Annotated in this window: 16 protein-coding genes and 1 tRNA gene; 6 read left to right on the top strand and 11 right to left on the bottom strand. The window is 70.0% G+C overall.

Annotation, left to right across the window (positions count from 1 at the left end):
* Positions 1–38: 38 nt before the first annotated feature.
* Positions 39–722, bottom strand: a complete 684-nt coding sequence (locus ACYQ77_RS20060) for a hypothetical protein (protein ID WP_459713446.1) — start codon at positions 720–722, stop codon at positions 39–41.
* An 82-nt stretch (positions 723–804) separates the two neighbouring features.
* On the opposite strand from ACYQ77_RS20060, the gene ACYQ77_RS20055 reads away from it, so the two are divergent.
* Together ACYQ77_RS20055 and ACYQ77_RS20050 are read left to right on the top strand one after the other, a co-directional pair.
* Positions 805–1362, top strand: coding sequence for a peptidylprolyl isomerase (locus ACYQ77_RS20055; protein WP_459713444.1), 558 nt, complete (start codon positions 805–807; stop codon positions 1360–1362).
* Positions 1363–2286 (top strand): rhomboid family intramembrane serine protease, encoded by a 924-nt coding sequence (locus ACYQ77_RS20050; protein WP_459713442.1) that lies wholly within the window; start codon positions 1363–1365, stop codon positions 2284–2286. It begins immediately after the preceding gene.
* Here the strand turns inward: ACYQ77_RS20050 and ACYQ77_RS20045 are convergent.
* The gene (locus ACYQ77_RS20045; protein ID WP_459713440.1) at positions 2283–2657 is read right to left on the bottom strand and encodes a PH domain-containing protein; all 375 of its coding nucleotides are present in this window, start codon (positions 2655–2657) and stop codon (positions 2283–2285) included. The genes ACYQ77_RS20050 and ACYQ77_RS20045 overlap by 4 nt on opposite strands.
* A gap of 195 nt (positions 2658–2852) precedes the next feature.
* Complete coding sequence (gene crgA, locus ACYQ77_RS20040; RefSeq protein WP_459713438.1) at positions 2853–3119, bottom strand: cell division protein CrgA; 267 nt, start codon at positions 3117–3119, stop codon at positions 2853–2855.
* A 159-nt stretch (positions 3120–3278) separates the two neighbouring features.
* Here crgA and ACYQ77_RS20035 point away from each other — a divergent pair, with 159 nt between their 5' ends.
* Genes ACYQ77_RS20035 through ACYQ77_RS20025 form a run of 3 tightly spaced genes read left to right on the top strand, consistent with a single transcriptional unit; the run spans position 3279 to position 5004 of the window.
* Positions 3279–4169, top strand: a complete 891-nt coding sequence (locus ACYQ77_RS20035) for a class E sortase (RefSeq protein WP_459713437.1) — start codon at positions 3279–3281, stop codon at positions 4167–4169.
* The gene (locus tag ACYQ77_RS20030; RefSeq protein ID WP_459713435.1) at positions 4169–4327 is read left to right on the top strand and encodes a hypothetical protein; all 159 of its coding nucleotides are present in this window, start codon (positions 4169–4171) and stop codon (positions 4325–4327) included. Before ACYQ77_RS20035 ends, ACYQ77_RS20030 begins: the two co-directional genes overlap by 1 nt.
* 23 nt (positions 4328–4350) lie before the next feature.
* Positions 4351–5004: an aminodeoxychorismate/anthranilate synthase component II gene (locus ACYQ77_RS20025; protein ID WP_459713433.1), complete on the top strand. Its 654-nt coding sequence runs from the start codon at positions 4351–4353 to the stop codon at positions 5002–5004.
* An 873-nt stretch (positions 5005–5877) separates the two neighbouring features.
* Here ACYQ77_RS20025 and ACYQ77_RS20020 read toward each other — a convergent pair.
* The 8 genes from ACYQ77_RS20020 to ACYQ77_RS19985 form a co-directional block, all read right to left on the bottom strand.
* Complete coding sequence (locus tag ACYQ77_RS20020) at positions 5878–6933, bottom strand: NAD(P)/FAD-dependent oxidoreductase (protein ID WP_459713432.1); 1056 nt, start codon at positions 6931–6933, stop codon at positions 5878–5880.
* Between the two features lie 13 nt (positions 6934–6946).
* A complete protein-coding gene (pknB, locus tag ACYQ77_RS20015) occupies positions 6947–8941 on the bottom strand; it encodes a Stk1 family PASTA domain-containing Ser/Thr kinase (RefSeq protein WP_459713430.1) in 1995 nt (664 codons plus the stop codon).
* A gap of 79 nt (positions 8942–9020) precedes the next feature.
* Positions 9021–10484, bottom strand: a complete 1464-nt coding sequence (locus ACYQ77_RS20010) for a serine/threonine-protein kinase (protein ID WP_459713429.1) — start codon at positions 10482–10484, stop codon at positions 9021–9023.
* Positions 10485–10486: 2 nt separating this feature from the next.
* A complete protein-coding gene (locus ACYQ77_RS20005; RefSeq protein WP_459713427.1) occupies positions 10487–11992 on the bottom strand; it encodes a peptidoglycan D,D-transpeptidase FtsI family protein in 1506 nt (501 codons plus the stop codon).
* Entirely contained in the window at positions 11989–13446 is a 1458-nt protein-coding gene (locus ACYQ77_RS20000; RefSeq protein WP_459713425.1) for an FtsW/RodA/SpoVE family cell cycle protein, read from the bottom strand. The genes ACYQ77_RS20005 and ACYQ77_RS20000 overlap by 4 nt, the downstream gene beginning before the upstream one ends.
* The gene (locus ACYQ77_RS19995; protein WP_459713423.1) at positions 13446–14879 is read right to left on the bottom strand and encodes a PP2C family protein-serine/threonine phosphatase; all 1434 of its coding nucleotides are present in this window, start codon (positions 14877–14879) and stop codon (positions 13446–13448) included. The genes ACYQ77_RS20000 and ACYQ77_RS19995 overlap by 1 nt, the downstream gene beginning before the upstream one ends.
* Complete coding sequence (locus ACYQ77_RS19990; protein ID WP_133904080.1) at positions 14876–15334, bottom strand: FHA domain-containing protein FhaB/FipA; 459 nt, start codon at positions 15332–15334, stop codon at positions 14876–14878. Before ACYQ77_RS19990 ends, ACYQ77_RS19995 begins: the two co-directional genes overlap by 4 nt.
* Positions 15335–15391: 57 nt before the next feature.
* The gene (locus tag ACYQ77_RS19985) at positions 15392–16549 is read right to left on the bottom strand and encodes a DUF3662 and FHA domain-containing protein (protein ID WP_459713422.1); all 1158 of its coding nucleotides are present in this window, start codon (positions 16547–16549) and stop codon (positions 15392–15394) included.
* Positions 16550–16664: 115 nt separating this feature from the next.
* On the opposite strand from ACYQ77_RS19985, the gene ACYQ77_RS19980 reads away from it, so the two are divergent.
* Positions 16665–16747: transfer RNA gene (locus tag ACYQ77_RS19980), tRNA-Leu, on the top strand.
* Positions 16748–17964: the final 1217 nt, after the last annotated feature.

Here is a 17964-nt window from a genome sequence, read left to right as displayed (position 1 = left end):
CGCCGGCACGTGACCGGCGGGCCCTCATGGTGTCACCGCTAGTTCTTCGCGGACGACGACTTCTGGTGCTGGCCGTTCAGCTGCGCGTTCGCGGTGGCCTCCGCGTCCGCCTTCGCCGTCTCCGGCTTGGCGGTCTCGTCCCGGCGCGGCTCCGGCACGGACTGCTCCTGTGCCGACGCCTTGCTGCGCACCACGTACGCGATCCCACTCGCGATGATCACGAGCAGCATCACCTTCGGCCAACGGCGCTTCGGCTTCGGCTTGGCGCCGACCGCCCCGGCGGCACGCGTCCTCAGCGCCTTCGCCTCGGCCTTGACCTGCGACTTCAGCTTCTTCGCGTCCGCCTTGGCCTGCTTGACGGACTTGCGCGCCTGCTTCGCCGTCTTGCTCTTCGCGGCGTCCTTGCGGGCCTGCTTCGCGGCCTTGGCGAGGTCCTTCCGCGTGTGCTTCGCCGTCTTCGCCAGCTTGCGCCGCGCACGCCGGGTGGTCTTCACGACCTCCTGACGCGCGACCTCGGCGCCCTCCGCGATTGCCTCCGCGACCTGGCGAGGCGCGAGCCCACGCTCCGTCAGCTTGCGGTCGGCGGCCTGCGCGGCCCGGGACGTGGCCTCCGCGCCGGCAAGACCAGCACGTTTCGCGTTGTGGCGCGCCGAACGCCAGCCGGAGCGGGCGGCCTTGCCGACCGTCTCTCCGGCCCGGGTCATGGCCTTCACATCGTCCATAGTCTGCTCCAGGGTGGCTTATCGGACACCTACCATCCTGCCCCTTCCGGACCGATCTCGCTGTGGATGGCACGATGACCGGGTGGCAGACAGCAACGAGTCCCTCGTCGGGGTGAAGGTTTCGGCAACCCTCCACACCACCAAGGGCGACATCCGGATCAACCTTTTCCCTGACTACGCGCCCAAGACCGTGTCGAACTTCGTCGGCCTGGCAGAGGGCACGAAGTCCTACAGCCCGCGCAACGCCAAGGGCGGGACCTCCGGCCCGTACTACGACGGCATGATCTTCCACCGCGTCATCGACGGGTTCATGATCCAGACCGGCGACCCGACGGGCACCGGCCGCGGCGGCCCCGGCTACGAGTTCGCCGACGAGTTCACCCCGGAACTGCAGTTCAACAAGCCGTACCTGCTCGGCATGGCCAACCCCGGCCGCCGGGACGCCAACGGCTCGCAGTTCTTCATCACGGTGGCGCCGACGACGTGGCTGAACTTCAAGCACACGATCTTCGGCGAGGTCGCGGACCAGGAGTCGCGCAACGTCGTGGACACCATAGCCACGACGAAGACGGCGCCGCCGCACGACAAGCCGCTGGAGGACATCGTCGTCGAACGGGTCACCGTCGAACGCGAGGGCTGAGTGTCCGTCAACAGGCACCAGGACCTGCCGGCCTGCGTGCGGCACCCGGACCGGCCGACCGGCCTGCGCTGCGTGCGGTGCGACCGGCCGGCCTGTCCGGACTGCCTGCGTGAGGCCTCCGTCGGCTACCAGTGCGTCGACTGCGTCGCCGACGGCAACAAGACGGTCCGCCCCGCCAGGAACACCGGCGGGGCGCGGACCCGGCCCGGTGGGCGCGCACTCGTCGTGGTGCCCGCGCTCATCGGGATCAACGTGCTGGTGTTCGTGGCCACCGCGCTGCAGGCGGGCAGCATCACGGACAACCAGCGTTCCGAGCTGTTCATGCAGGGCACGCTCATCCCGGGGACGGTCGCGGCGGGGGAGTTCTGGCGCCTGCTGACGTCCGGGTTCCTGCACTTCGGCAACTACGGCGGCTACGGGCCCGTCCACCTGGTGTTCAACATGTTCGCCCTGTGGGTCATCGGGCGGGACCTCGAGGTAGCGCTGGGCAGGGCCCGGTTCCTGGTCGTCTACCTGCTGGCACTGCTCGGCGGGTCGACCGCGGTGATGCTGTTCGGCGACCCCATGGGCAGCGTCGCGGGCGCCTCCGGCGCCATCTACGGCCTGTTCGGCGGCATCGCGGTGGTGGTGTTCCGCGCCAAGCTGAACCCCGCGCCGGTGCTGACCCTGCTGGGCATCAACATCTTCCTGAGCGTGGCGCTGCCGGGCATCTCCCTGCTCGGCCACCTCGGCGGGCTGGTGATCGGCGCGCTGGCGACGGCAGCGCTGGTCTACGCGCCCCGCCAGCACCTGGTGCGCTTCCAGACGATCGCGTGCGCCGCGATCGCCGTGCTGCTGGTGGTCATGCTCGTGACCAGCGCGGCCACCATGGGCGTGCACTGCGAGATCACGTCGTTCGACCGCGGGATCTGCTACGACGTCTAGGTCCGCAGGGCCAGCAGCTCCTCGACGACGTCCTCGGGATCGGCGCCGAGGTCCAGCCTGCCCAGCACGACCAGGGCGGGCGGCTCGGCGCCGTCCGCGTCGACCTCGAGGGTGGCGGTGTCGCGGCCGAGGCGGCGCGTGCGGACCAGCCGCACGTTCACCTCGCCCCACCGCCACGTCCTGGCGCCGGTGAGCCCGCGCACGGTGACGCCCTCGTGGTCGGCGGCGAGCCGCGGCCGTGCGACCGTGGCGAACACGGCGGCCAGGGCCATCAGCAAGGCCACGACCCCGAGTAACACCCGACCGGGTGGGTCATCGGTGAAGACGGCGCCCGCGGCGGCCACCACGGCCAGTACCCAGGCCAGGACCACGACGGAGGGCTGCGGAGCCCACGTTTTCGCTGATGGCTGGGCCACGGGCGTCGTCACGCTCCGAATTCACGAAGGCGGTCAACCAGAGTTATCCACAGCAGTTGTCCACACTGGGGATGACTTACACCCTTGTGGTTCAATCACGCTGGGCCAACCGGGTGTACGCGGACCTACTGCCGGTAGAGCGCAGGCAGGTCAGCGCCACCGCATCGTCATCAGCAGCCCGCCGATCATCAGGGCGAAGCCGATCGCGAAGTTCCAGTTGCCGAGGTCCGCCATGAAAGGGATGCTTTCCCCGGCGATGTAGTTGACCACCAGCCACGCGAGGCCGACGACCATCAGCCCGAGCATCACCACGACGTAGATCGGGTGGGAGGGACCCGCGGACTTCACCTTCACCGGCGTGCGGCGGTCGGTGGGTGGCGTGTAGACCGCCTTCTTGCGGACCTTGGACTTGGGCATCGGAGTCCTCACTGGCGTGTAACTTTGGGCGCGACAGTGTTGTGCCTGAACCCGACGCGCGCCTCATGCGTAGGAACCGGCACGAACACCACTCTGCAACACGTTAACGTAGCCGAGGGCCTCGGCGAACCAATAGGTCGGGGACCGAGAGGAGCGCGCGTGGGCACCGTGGAACACATCGGTCACGGCGCGGGTCGGATCTCCGGCGACCTGGGCGACCTCGTTCCGTCCCCCCGTCCGCGCGTGCGCCCGCCCGCGCCGCCGCCCAAGGACCCGCTCCGCACGGCCGTGCGGACGTTCGGCGAGGTCCTGATCACGCTGGGCGTCGTCGTCCTGCTGTTCGTGGTCTACGAGGTCTACTGGACCGACGTGATCTCCGCGGGCAAGCAGAAGGACGCGACGGTCGCGCTGGACGACAAGTGGAAGCAGGAGCGCCAGGAGCACTTCGACGGCCTCGGTGAGGGCGACGGCTTCGCGAAGATGTACATCCCCGCGTTCGGCGCCGACTACCACTTCACGATCGTCGAGGGCACCACCGAGGAGAGCCTGGAGATCGGGCCGGGCCACTACACGCAGACCGCGTACCCGGGGCAGACCGGCAACTTCTCCGTCGCCGGGCACCGGGTGGGCAAGGGCGCGCCGTTCAACGACATCAACCTCATCAACTCGTGCGACGCGATCGTCGTCGAGACGGCGGACAACTGGTTCGTGTACCGCGCGCTGCCGAAGGCCGAGGAGAAGGCGGGCTGGGCCGAGGGCAAGGGCAAGGAGGCGCAGTGCAAGGGCGTCTCGGTGCTCGGCGCGCCCTACGACAAGGTCGTCGGCCAGACGATCGTGCCGCCGACCGACGGGTCCGTGATCGCCCCGGTGCCGGGCGCCGACGTGGTGCCCAGCGCCGGCGAGCAGGTCGCGCTGATGACGCTCACGACGTGCCACCCCAGGTTCTCGGACAAGGAACGCCTGATCGTGCACGCCGTGCTGGTCAAGCAGTGGCAGAAGGACCCGGCCAAGCCCGACTGGACGCCGCCGGAGATGAAGGAGACCGCCTGATGTACGGGTGGATCTGGCGGCACCTGCCGGGCCCCGTGGCCGTGCGGATCGTGCTCGCGCTGGCACTGGTCGCGGGCGTGATCGCGTTGCTGATGTTCGTGGTGTTCCCGTGGGCGGAGCCGCTGCTGCCGTTCAACAACGTCACGACCGAGCAGTAGACCGGGCCAGTATCGTCTGACGTATGCGCGTCCTGGTCGTCGACAACTACGACAGCTTCGTCTACAACCTGGTCCAGTACCTGGCCCAGCTGGGGACGGAGTGCGTCGTGCTGCGCAACGACGCCCCTGAGCTGGCCTCCCCGGAGGTGCTCGACGGCGTCGATGCGGTGCTGCTCAGCCCCGGCCCGAGCACGCCGGAGCGGGCGGGCGCGAGCATTCAGGTCGTGCACTGGTGCGCGGCGGCGGCCAGGCCGCTGCTGGGCGTGTGCCTGGGCCACCAGGCGATCGGCGTCGCGTACGGCGGCACGGTCGGCTGCGCGCCTGAGTTGCTGCACGGCAAGACGAGCCAGGTCCACCACAAGGGCGTCGGCGTGCTGGCCGGCCAGCCGGACCCGTTCACCGCGACCCGCTACCACTCGCTGACCGTGCTCCCGGACACCGTGCCGGACGAGTTCGAGGTGACGGGCGAGACGGACACCGGTGTCGTGATGGCCATGCGGCACCGCGAGCTGCCCATCGAGGGCGTCCAGTTCCACCCGGAGTCGGTCCTCACCGAGGGCGGCCACCGCATGCTGGCGAACTGGCTCGCGTCGGCGGGTTTCGAGGTGCCCGCGGAACGGGTCCGCGAACTGGAGGACGGCATGCGCAACCTGGCGGAAGCAGCCGCCCGCCCCTGATGGGGCGCGGCCTCCGGCCCCCTCGAACCACGTTACCGGCGACCACCGACAACGCCGGGCTCGTGTGCGCGGGTTGTCCACAGGCTCGGCCCCGCTTGAACGGGGTTCGGCAGGTCGTCGCGCCACGGGGGCTGAACGCCCTTCGAACCAAGCACCGACACTGCGGAGCTTGCTCGAACGTGGTCGCGCGGCTCGGTCTCGAAGGGGCGGGGCATCGTCTGAACCGCTGCGAGCTGTGTGATGGCCTCCGGCCCCTCGAACCACGCTACCGGCGGGTACCGACGACGCCGGGCCCGCGCGAACGGGTTGTCCACAGACGTGCGGCCCCGCTTGAACGAGGCCCGACAGGCCGTCGCGCCACAGGGTCTGAGCACCATCGAGCCATGCTCCGGCAACCGACACTGCGGGCTTGTCGCGCGCGGCTCCGTCGCGAAGGGGCGGAGCATCGTCTGGACCGGTGCGAGCCGCGGGGCGCGGCCTCCGGCCCCCTCGAACCACGCTACCGGCCACCACTGACAGCGCCGTGCCGTGTGAGGGGGTTGTCCACAGCCTCGCGGCTCGCATTCCCGGCAGCGCACCGCGTCGCGGCTTCTCCCTGATGGGCGTGCCCTCCAACCACGTTCCCGCGACCACTGACAACGCCGGGCCCCGGGCATCGCGCCGAGGCGTCTGAATCGGCGCTCGTCGCCTGATGGGCGTGGCCTCCGGCCCCCTCGAACCACGCTACCCGCGACCACCGACAACACCGGGGCCCGTGCGAGCGGGTTGTCCACAGGTGAGGGGGTTGTCCACAGCCAGGCTCGGGACAACCCTCACTGTCGGTGGGCTGCCGTACGCTGGAAACCGGGGGGCCGGAGGCCGCCGGACCCGGGCTCACTCCGAGCGGGGGACCTGCGGCGACACGCCGTTCACCGCCGCGTTGGCCAGGGTCTGGCCGATCGCCGGGGCGTGCTTGAAGAGGTTCGCGCCCCAGATGACCGTCACCGGGCCGGTGGTCGCCACGTGGACTCCGTCGCCGAGGGTGGTCGGGGTGTCGCAGTAGACCTCTTCGACGATCTCCTTGCCCACGCCGACCAGGGTCTCGTGCACGTAGGTCACCGCCAGCTCGCGGGCGTGGGCGACGACCTCGTCGCGGCCGCGTTCCCACAGTTCCATGTCCAGGGGCAGGTTCAGGCCGATCGACCACAGGCCCGGGCCGGACGAGTGCTGGTAGCTGGTCACGCCCTCGCGCCACGACTCGGTCTGGTCGATCCAGCACGGCGGGTTCAGCTCCGGGTCCTTCAGCCGGAACGTGAACCGCACGTGGTGGGACAGCTGGGTCGGCAGGTACATGTCGACCTGCGCCGCCAGTTCCGTCGAACCGCGGCCTGCCGCGACGACCACGTGGTCGACCTCGTGCACGCCGCCCGAGCCGTGCACCTCGACCCAGTCGCCGTGCGGCTGGATGCGGTGGATGTGCTCGCGGCGCACCCTGTCGCCGATCGCGGCGCGGAGGAACCTGCCGGTCGCCGTGGCGTCGATCACGCCGCCCGCTGGGTCGATCAGCGCCGGGCCCGGCAGCGCCTCCACCGGCAGGCCCAGCTCGGCGGTGTCGAGGTCGTCCTCGTCCACGAACGTGTGATCGGCGCCGGCGGCGGCCATCGCGTCGGCCCATTCCTCGGCCTGTGGACCCGTCAGCACCATCGTCTGCTGCCCGAGCAGCCGGTTGCCCGCCCGGTGCGTCCAGTCCGCCCACAGGCCCGCCGCCGCGGCCGCGTACGCGACCAGGCCCGGGTCACCGTGTGCGAGCCGGAAGATCCGGGAGCTGCCCGCCGACCGCGCGGCCATCGGGGCGCCCGTCTCGAACACGACGACCTCGGAACCGTGCCGCAGCAGCGCGTACGCCGTCGACAGGCCGACCACACCGGCCCCGACGACGGCGGTACGCATCTGCATCAGTAGGTCAGCGCCCTCCGCCGCCTATGCCGAACTTGGCCACGACGATCCCGACGTCCTGGTCCTTGTCGATCTTGGAGTTGGGGCCCTGCTCCTGGTCGAGGATCTTGTCGGTCTGGGTCGGGTCTTCCGTCTCCTCCTCGACGACGTTGAAGTTGCCGGTCCAGCCCATGCCGCGGAGCAGCTGCTCCGCCTGGTTGACGGTCATCCCGCTGAGGTCCGGGATCGTGATCTTCTGGTCCTGCTGGTCACCCTTCGAGACCACCAGCGTGATCTCGGTGCCCGGCTCGTGCTCGCCGTCCTTCGGGTTCTGGTCGATGACCTGGTTGGCGGGCTTGTCGGACGACTGCTCCTCCCGCTTCACCGTGAACCCGAGGTTCTCGAGGTTCGACTTCGCGGTCTCGAAGTCCTGCCCGATCAGGTTCGGCACGCCGTTCTTCTCCTTGGCCTTGCCGATCGTGATCTTGACGGGGGTCTTCTGCGCCACCTGGGTACCGCTCGGCGGGTTCTGGCCGATGACCTTGCCGACCAGCGAATCGTCGTCGACCTCTTCCTCCTCGACCGCCGGGTCGAGGGTGAGGCCCGCCTTCTCGATCTCCGTCCGCGCCTGGTCACGGGTCTTGCCGGACAGCTCGGGCACGGTGGCCTTCGGAGCCGCCCGGCCGACGCGCAGCACGATCGGGTCCGACTTGCTCACCTTCGTGCCCGCCGCCGGGTTGGTCTCGATGACCTTGCCCACGGAGTCCGGGCCGCACTGGCCGGGCGCGTCCGTCGCGGTCGGCTGGCAGACGAGGTCGTCGATGCGCACCTCGAAGCCCCGGCCCTCCAGCTCGGCGCGGGCGTCGGCCTCCAGCTGCCCAACCACGTTCGGCACCGCGACCTGGTCGGACGCGGGTTCGTCGCCGAACGCGGTGCTCATCAGCCAGATCAGCACCGCCACCAGCGCCACACCGAGCACGGTGAGGAGCGCGATCAGCCAGCCCTTGCGGCGCTTGCGCCTGCGCTCCTCCTCGTCGTCCTCGTACGGGTCGTAGTCGTCGTAGTCGTCGGCGAGCGCCGCCGGGCGGTGCCTGCCGCGCTGCTGCGGCATCGCGGTGGTGCGGCCCTGCGACAGGATCGTCGTGCGGTCCTCGTCGGTCATCACCATCGGCGCGAGCGGCCGCTGGCCGGACAGCACGCGCACCAGGTCGGTGCGCATCTCGGCGGCCGACTGGTACCGGTTCGGGGCGCCCTTCGACATCGCCTTCAGCACGATCGCGTCCAGCGCCGGGTTGACCCTCGGGTTCAGCGCCGACGGCGGCTTCGGGTCCTCCCGCACGTGCTGGTAGGCCACCGCGACCGGCGAGTCACCGGTGAACGGCGGTTCGCCCGTGAGCAGCTCGAACAGCACGCAGCCCGCCGCGTACACGTCGGAGCGCGCGTCGACCTGCTCGCCGCGGGCCTGCTCGGGGGAGAGGTACTGGGCGGTCCCTATCACCGCCGCCGTCTGGGTGACCGCGGCCTGGCCGTCGTGGACGGCGCGGGCGATGCCGAAGTCCATCACCTTGACCGCACCGGTCTTGGTGATCATGACGTTGGCGGGCTTGACGTCGCGGTGGACGATGCCGTGGCGGTGCGAGAAGTCCAGCGCGGCGCACACGTCGGCCATGATCTCCATGGCGCGCTGCCCGGGGAGCGGGCCCTCGGTCTTGACGATGTCGCGCAGCGTCCGGCCGTCCACGTACTCCATGACGATGTACGGGAGCGGGCCGTTCTCGGTCCTGGTCTCGCCGGTGTCGTACACGGCCACGATCGCCGGGTGGTTCAGCGCTGCCGCGTTCTGGGCCTCGCGGCGGAACCGCTCCTGGAACTGCGGGTCGCGGGCCAGGTCCTGACGCAGGACCTTCACCGCGACATCACGCCCGAGACGGACGTCGCGACCCTTGTGCACCTCGGACATGCCGCCGTAACCGAGCGTGTCGCCCAGCTCGTAGCGGTTCGAGAGCAGTCTCGGTGTGGTCATCGGTCTTTCGTCTCGATCCTCGTCGGGTGTGCGCCGCTCGCGCCCATGATGCCTGTCCGGTGCCGGTGACGTCCGTCAATCATCGCGGCGGTTCCTCATCTTCTTCGCAGCGCACGACCACTTCCGTCGCCATCGGCACGTGTCCGTCGGGGGTGACCTCGGTCACCGCGCACCGGCTCAGGTCCTTCGGTGGTTCGCCGAACTGGTTGGTCACGGTCGGGGCAAGGCCCGCCTTCTCCAGCGTGTCCACGGCGAAGGCGGCCTGCCTGCCGACGAACAGCGACTCGTCGACCTCGACGTACTTCTCCTTCGTCGGGATCCCGGTCATCGGCGGGTTGCCCGGACCGTTGCCGCCGCCGTCCTCGTCCTCGTTGACGGGATCCTCGCCGCTGTCCGCGGGCGCCGACGTGGTGGTCTCCGGCGTCGACGTGCCGTCGGTGTCCCGGTCCGCGCCGAGCAACGATGCCACGCCGAGCACGGCGAGCACCAGGAGCACCACCCCGAGGACAATGAGCAGCGCCCACAGCCCGGCCCTGCTCCTGCGCGGCGGCCCCGGCGGCGGGCCCATCGGGAACGAACCCGTGCCCGCGGGCGTGTGCGGCGCGCTGGGCGGCCCCACCGGCAGCATGCTGGGGTTGCTGGCGCCCGGTGCGCCGACGTACTGCGCGACCCGCCCGGACGGGGCGGGCAGCGGGTGACCGGCGCGGACCGCGGCCACGGCGGCCGCGAACTCGCCGCCGCTCGAGTACCGCTGCGCGGGGTCCTTGACCAGGGTCGCCTCGATCACCGCGCGGGCGTACATCGGCACGTCCGGCGGCAGCGGCGGCGGTGCGTCGCGGATGTGCATCATCGCGACCGTCACCGCGTTCTCGGACAGGAACGGCCGGTGCCCGGCGAGGCACTCGTAGCCGACCACGGCGAGGGAGTACACGTCGCTGGCGGGCGACGCCTCGTGCCCCAGCGCCTGCTCGGGCGCGATGTAGTGGGCGGTGCCCATGACCATCCCGGACCGGGTCACCGGCGCGGCGTCGGCCGCCTTCGCGATGCCGAAGTCGGTCAGCTTCACCACGATCCGGCCGTCGGCGCCCGGGGTGACCATGATGTTGCCCGGCTTCACGTCCCGGTGGACGTACCCGCGTTCGTGCGCGGCCTGCAGCGCGTTGCCCGCCTGCTCGAGCACCTCGAGCGTGTACTCGGCCGACAGCCGGCGCTCCTTGGCGAGGATCGCGGCGAGCGGCTCACCCTCGACCAGCTCCATCACCAGGTACGCGGTGTCCTTGGGGCCGTCGACGATCGCGGCGGTCTCGCCGTAGTCGTGCACGGCGGCGATGCCGGGGTGGTTGAGCGACGCGGTCGTCCGCGCCTCCGTGCGGAACCGGTGCAGGAACTCGGCGTCCCCGCACAGCTCGGGCTTGAGCACCTTGATGGCGACGCGCCGGTCCAGGCGCGTGTCCGCGGCCTCCCAGACCTCACCCATGCCGCCGACGGCGATGCGGTTCGCGAGCCGGTAGCGGTCGGCCAGGAGCTGCCCTGACGTCAGCATGCTCAGCTCCCCCCGACCAGCGCGTTGATCGTCGCCCGCCCGACCGCGGCGGACAGCTTGCCGCCGGTCGCGGCGACGTCCTTGCTTTCTACCACCACGGCGACGGCGATCTGGGGGTTATCGGCAGGAGCGAACGCCACGTACCAGGCGAACGGCGGGGTGGTCTTCGGGTCGAGGCCGGTCTCGGCGGTACCGGTCTTCGAGGCGATGGTCAGGTTGTCCCGCTTGCCGTCGCCGCCGGTGTTCTCCTCCGACTTGACCATCATGTCGCGCAGCTCGGCCGCGTCCTCGCTCGACATGGCCTCGCCGAGGGACTCCTCGTCGTAGCCGGAGATCTCGTCGAGGTCCGGCGCCAGGATCCGCTGCACGAGCTGCGGGCGCATCCGCTCGCCGCCGTTGGCGATGGTCGCCGCGATCGACGCGTTCTCGAGCGCCGTCATGCGGACGTCCTTCTGCCCGATGCCCGACTGGAACAGCGACGGGCGGTCGGCGATCACCATGCAGTTGCCATCGGCACGCGGCCCGAGGCAGGACGGCACCACCGTCATCGGGATGCCGAGGTCGGTCTGGCCCATGCCGAACTTCTCCGCCTGGTCCCGCAGCTTGTCCGCGCCGAGCTGGTCGGCCAGCTGCGCGAACGCGGTGTTGCACGAGTGCTGCAGCGCGGACTGCAGCGTCCCGTCCCCGCAGGTGCCGCGGCTGTAGTTGGCGAGGCAGGTGCCCTCGGAGGTGTCGCAGTTCGTGTCGCCGTTGATCACGTTGATGCCCGGCGCCGTGGTCACCTGGCTGTTCTTGTCCTTGCCGTCCGCGAGCGCGGCGGCGGCGGTGACCAGCTTGAACGTCGAACCCGGGGTGTAGTTCTCGGAGATCGCCCGGTTCAGCATCGGCTTGGCCGGGTTGTTCGCGTCCCGGTACTTGTCCCATGCCTGCTGCTGCTCGGTGCCGTCCTGGCTGGCGAGCCCGCTCGGGTCGAAGGACGGCGTGGACACCATCGCGAGGATCTGCCCGTCGTCCGGCTTGATCGCGACGACCGCGCCGGTGAAGCCGTTCTTCGTCATCGCGTTGTAGGCGGCGGTCTGGACCTTGGAGTTGACCGTGGTCACGATGTTGCCGCCGCGCGGGTCGCGGCCGGTGATCAGGTCGGACAGGCGGCGCACGAACAGCCGGTCGTCGGAGCCGTTGAGGATCTCGTCCTCCGCGCTCTCCAGCCCGGTCGAGCCGTAGCGCACCGAGTAGAAGCCGGTGACCGGCGCGTACAGCGGGCCGTTCGCGTACGTCCGCTGGTACTGCAGCCTGCCGCTCGTCGACTTGACGTTGGCGATGATCTGCTCGTCCGAGGTGAGGATCTTGCCGCGCTGCCGCGCGTACTCCTCGAGCAGGACCCGCCGGTTGCGCGAGTCCGTGCGGTAGTCGTCGGCCTTGACGATCTGGATGTAGGTGAGGTTGGCCAGCAGCAGCACGATCATCGCGAGCATCGCGAGGCCGACGCGGCGCAGCGGGGTGTTCATTGGGGCCGCTCCACCATGACCGTGTGTGCCTCCGCGATCGGCGCCTGGTTCGCCGGCTTGGGCTTCTGCCCCGTCTGCGGCCGCCGGGCCGCGTCCGAGATCCGCAGCAGCAGCGCCACCAGGACGTAGTTGGCGAGCAGCGACGAGCCACCCGCGGACAGGAACGGCGCGGTGATACCGGTCAGCGGGATCAGCTTGGTCACCCCGCCGACGACCACGAACACCTGCATGACCAGCGCGAACGACAGGCCGCCGCCGAGCAGCTTGCCGAACGTGTCGCGCACGGCGACCGCGCTGCGCATGCCGCGCATCGCCAGCAGCATGTACACGAGCAGCACCGCCGCGAGCCCGATGAACCCGAGCTCCTCGCCGATGGCCGCGGTGATGAAGTCGCTGTTGGCGAACGGCACGATGTCCGGCCTGCCCGCGCCGAGGCCGGTGCCGCCGATGCCGCCGGTGCCGAGTCCGAACAGCGCCTGCACGATCTGGTAGCCGCCGCCGTCCGGGTCGGCGAACGGGTCCAGCCAGTTCTCCACGCGCAGCTGCACGTGGCTGAACAGCTGGTAGGCGAGCAGGCAGCCGACGGCGAACAGCGACAGGCCGACACCGACCCAGATGGCCCGCTCGGTCGCCACGTACAGCATCACGAGCACGGTGCCGAAGAACAGCAGCGAGGTGCCCAGGTCCTTCTCGGCGACCAGGACCATCACCGAGACGCCCCAGCAGAACAGGATCGGGCCCAGGTCACGCGCACGCGGCAGGTCCACGCCGAGGACCCGCCTGCCCGCCGCGATGAACAGGTCGCGCTTGGACACCAGGAACGCCGCGAAGAAGATCAGCAACATGATCTTCGCGAACTCGCCGGGCTGGATGGAGAAGATGCCCACCCGCAGCCAGATCTTCGCGCCGTTGATGGTCGGTGCGATCACGCTCGGCAGCACCGCGGGCAGCGCCAGCAGGAACAACCCGGCCAGGCCGAACGTGTAGCCGTACCGGGTGAGCGTGCGGTGGTCCTTGATCACGTAGAGCACCGCGAGGAACATCACCAGCGCGATCGTGGTCCACAGGATCTGCTTCGGGACCGCGTTCTCCCACTCGGACTCGGTCTGCAGCGCCGCCTCGGCCTTGGCCAGGTCGATCCGGTAGATCATCACCAGGCCGAGCCCGTTCAGCAGCGCGACGCACGGCAGGATCAGCGGGTCGGCGTAGGGGGCCCACTTGCGGACCGCGGTGTGCGCGATGCCGAACAACGCCAGGTAGGCGAGGCCGTACCAGAGGATGCGGATCGTCAGCGACTCGTTCTGGTTCGCCTCGACCAGCATCAGCGCGGCGGTCACCAGCCCGGCCGCGAAGGCCAGCATGGACAACTCGGTGCCGCGCCGGGTCGGAGCGGTCTTGCCTTGCGCGTCGCCGGACTGTCCCGCCAGCAACCCCGCCGAGCCCGGCTGTGCCATCAGCCGCCGCCCTCACGGGGTTCGCGGCAGTTCACGCCCGGCTCCGGCGCCTCGGACTCCTCGGTGGCCGAGGACGGGGTGCCGGTGGTCGCGCCGGTTGTCGTCGTGGGCTTCGCGCCCGTGGTGGTCCGGGGTGCGGCCGGGGTGGTCGTGGTCGTCGGCTGGCCGACGGAACGCTCCTGCTGCTTGCGCAGCGTCTCGCACGGGGGCAGCGGGTACTTCGTGCGCAGGTAGCGGATGAACTCGCGGGCGTCCGGGATGTTGTCGAAGCTCTCGGTGCCCTCTCGGACGGTGTCGCGGCCCAGCTCCCGCAGGTCCTCGACGTAGAACTTGTCGCAGGTGGGGACGGACGGGTCGCACGAACCCTGCACCTGCCGGTTCAGCGAGATGCCGAAGATGCTGCCGCGCACGCCCTGGAAGATCGCGATCTCGCCGTCCTGCGCCTCACCGACGAAGTACTGCTTGTTCACGACGACCCAGGTGGCGACGCCGCCGCCCGCGAGCAGCAACAACACCACGAACACGAGCGCGAACACGCGGAAGCGCTTGCGCCGCTTGGCCTTGGGGTCCGGCGGCGGGGGCGGCGCCTCCACCGGCTTCGGGATCTCGCGGGGCCCGGTGATCGCGCTGGCCCGCGCCGCGGGGGAGTCCGCTGGCTGGCCCTGGTCCTGGCCGTTGCCCGCCGCGCCGCCCACGATCGGGGCGTCCTCGCCGAAGTCGATGTCCACGACGTCCGCGACGATCACCGTCACGTTGTCCGGGCCGCCGCCCTTCAACGCCAGCTCGATCATCCGGTCGGCGCAGGCCTGCGCGTCCGGGATCTTGATCGTCTCGGCGAGCGTCTCGTGGCTCACCACACCCGACAGGCCGTCGGAGCACAGCAGGTAGCGGTCGCCGGCGCGGGCTTCCCGGATCGTGAGGTTCGGCTCGACCTCGTGCCCGGTCAGCGCCTTCAGCAGCAGCGACCGCTGCGGGTGCGTCGCCGCCTCGTCCTCGGTGATGCGGCCCTCGTCGATCAACGACTGGACGAACGTGTCGTCGTGCGTGATCTGCGCGAACTGGCCGTTGCGCATCAGGTAGGCGCGCGAGTCGCCGATGTGGACCAGGCCGATGCGGCTGCCCGCGAACAGGATCGCGGTCAGCGTCGTGCCCATGCCGTCGAGCTCGGGATCGCTGGCGACGAGTTCCGCGATGGCGCCGTTGCCGGCCTGGGTCGCCTCCCGGAGCTTGCCGAGGAGGTCCTCACCCGGCTCGTCGTCGTCGAGGGGGGCCAGCGCGGCGATGACGACCTTGCTGGCCACCTCACCTGCCGCGTGTCCGCCCATCCCGTCGGCGAGGGAAAGCAGGCGAGGGCCCGCGTACACGGAGTCCTGGTTGTTCGAACGCACCAGGCCCCGGTCGCTGCGGGCCGCGTAGCGAAGGACGAGGGTCATGACCGTAGCTCGATCACCGTCTTGCCGATTCGGATCGGGGCCCCGAGAGGCACCCGGAGGGGTGCCGTGACCTTAGCCCGGTCCAGGTAAGTGCCGTTCGTCGAGCCCAGATCTTCCACGTACCAGTCCGTTCCGCGCAACGAGATCCGCGCGTGGCGGGTCGACGCGTAGTCGTCGTCCAGCACCAGCGTCGAGTCGTCGGCGCGGCCGATCATGATCGGCCTGCCGTCCAGCGAGATGCGCGTACCCGCGAGCGCCCCGTGGGTCACCACCAGCTGGCGGGGCGCCTTCCCCCTGGTCTTCTTGGCCGCCGAACGGCGGAAACCGGGTACCTCGACCCGGATACCCGCTGCCGCGTAGAGGTCGGAACGAACAACCCTTAACGCGGCCAGCACGAACAACCAGAGCAGGGCGAGAAACCCTGCTCTGGTCAGCTGCACAACCAGCTCTGGCACCTGTAGCGAACGCTCCCGCCTTGAGGGGATAGGTGAGACCGCCCGGTCTAGACCGTGTCAGCCCTGAGTACGGAACACCAACGACGAGTGACCGATGCGGATCACGTCACCGTCGGCCAGCTGCCAGGTCTGCACCGGGGTGCCGTTCACCGTAGTGCCATTGGTCGAACCGAGGTCCGCCAGAGTCGCCGACTGGCCGTCCCACGTGATTTCCAGGTGCCGGCGGGACACCCCGGTGTCCGGCAGACGGAAGTCCGCGTCCTGGCCGCGGCCGACCACGTTGCCGCCCTGCTTCAGCGAGTAGGTGCGGTTCGACCCGTCGTCGAGCTGCAGGCTCGCGTTGAGCTGGCGGGGGCCGGTCTGCACAGCGGGGGGCGCGTAGCCCTGCTGGGCGTACGGGTCGCCGCCGCCCTGGCCGTAGCCCTGCTGGCCGTAACCCTGCTGCTGGCCGTAGCCCTGGTCGTAACCCTGCTGGCCGTAACCCTGGTCATAGCCCTGCTGGCCATAGCCCTGCTGCTGGCCGTAACCCTGGTCGTAGCCGCCTTGCTGGCCGTAGCCCTGGTCGTAGCCCTGCTGGCCGTAGCCCTGCTGCTGGCCGTAGCCCTGGTCGTAGCCCTGTTGGCCGTAACCCTGGTCGTAGCCGCCTTGCTGCTGGCCGTAACCCTGGTCGTAGCCCTGCTGCTGCCCGTAGCCCTGGCCTTGCTGGCCATAGCCGTACTGCTGTCCGTAAGGATCGCCCTCGGGCGGTTGGCCGTAGCCGGGAGGCTGGCTCATGGATCGGTCTCCTGCGTTGCGGGGTTGTGCCGACTGTGCATCCCCAGGTGCCCTGGCCGGAGCCTTGACGTCCGGGTCGACAGTCGAGCGTATTCGGAACTGTCCGGTGTGCAGCGCGTCGGAGCGCTCCAGGGAGACTACGACGTCACCGTATGTGTCCCACTGCTGCTCCGCGAGATACTCCTCGACACAGTCCGCGAGCAGCGCGGTGGTGCGGTCCGCTTCCCCGGCGAAGTTGCCGTAGTCCTGGGCGCCCAGTTGCACTATGTAGTGGTTCGGGGCCAGGAGCCGGCCGCCAGCCAGCTCGCGGAGGTTGACCTCACCTTCACGCAGCAGCGCCTGTGCCAGCTCCTGGGGCACCACACTGCCACCGAACACACGCGCGAAGGTGTTCCCCACGGCGTTCTCCAGCTTGCGGTTGAGCCGCTGCCCGAGGCCCATGGGTCCCTCCTTCCGTCGTGTGCTCCTCGGTCGATCGTATCCGGCTCCGGCCCCAACGACAGGGCGATGTGCAAACCCGATTCGGCACCGTGTACTGTTCGTCGCACACCACTCCGGGCGAGTGGCGGAATGGCAGACGCGCACGGTTCAGGTCCGTGTGTCCGCAAGGACGTGAGGGTTCAACTCCCTCCTCGCCCACGACCGATGGCCGATCTGTGCCTGCGGAAAGCGCAGGCCGGGTCGGTCGTTGTTGTATTGGGGGGCCGAGCCCCCCATGCCCCCACGGTGCGGCTGGTTCCTGACCCAGCTTGGCTGGGTTTCTCTGGGGTTGCGTTCGTCACGTTCGGGTCTGGCCGGTTCCTGCCCCTGGGGTGTTTGGGTTCGCAACTGATCTTCGGGGTTGCCACTTTCTTCGGGTGGTGGTGCGTCTCGGGATGTGTCTGGCGTGTATCTCTTGGGGGCTCCGCTTCGCGGTCGCTTGCTCCGCTGCCTGCTCTGTCTGTGCGGGTCCACCGCGGCCCGTGTCACCGATCCGCTGGCTCCCCTGGAGCTTTCGGCCGCCGGTTTGTCCGCTTACACAGCCCGTCCAGCCCGTCTGCTCACTCGGCCGAACCCACTTCTCCGGCCTAGCCCCGCCCGCGGGCCGGGTCGGGGTGCCCGGCTTGCCGCCCGCTCGGCTCCCCGGCCCACCCGGCCTCGTCTGGCCTGCCCGCCACTTTCGGTTGGTCCGGCTCGTCTGCTTGCTTGTTCTGCGCCTTCGCCCGCGCGGTCTTCTCGCCAACGCGGTTCACCCTGTGGGTGTCGGCTGCCTCTTCGACCGCTCGTCTGCGCCAGGCGCCTGTCTGGGCCAGCAGTGCCAGCTGCCCGGCCTTCGGCTGCCCGGCCTTCGGCTGCCCGGCCTTCGTCTCGCCCGTCCGTCTGTCCCGTTATTGGTCCGCCACCTCGCGTCCCTGCTTCGCTCGCCTGCCGGGTCGCTCACTCGGCCTTCTCGCGTCCCGGTCCGTCTGCCTGTCATCGCCGCCCACCTCGCGTCTCCTGCCTCGACCACTGCCGGGGTCGCTCGCTCGGCCCAGTGCCCTGCCGCCCGTCTGCCTGTGCTGGTGCCGTGCCGGTGGCTCCTCGGGCTGGTCCTCCTCTTGCGCGCCCCTCCTGCCGGGCCTCTCCTGCCGCTTCTTCTCTGCCTCGCCTCCCCGCCTGCTCTTGCTCGGCCGTTTCTTTCTCTTCTCCATTTGCGTTTGAGCTGCCCTTCGCCAGGGCTTCTGCCTGCTGTTTCTCTTCCGGATGTGCTCCTCTGTCCACTCCGGGCACCGCTTCTCCTCTTGTTGTTTTCTCCCTTCCGATTACGCGTGCGCGTTGAGCTGCTGTTTGGTGGTCTGGACCTCTTGTCGGGATTGAGTTCCGGTCTTTTCCCGGGG

The organism is Actinophytocola sp. KF-1 (assembly GCF_054661535.1).
This window is presented reverse-complemented; position numbering and strand designations above follow the sequence as displayed.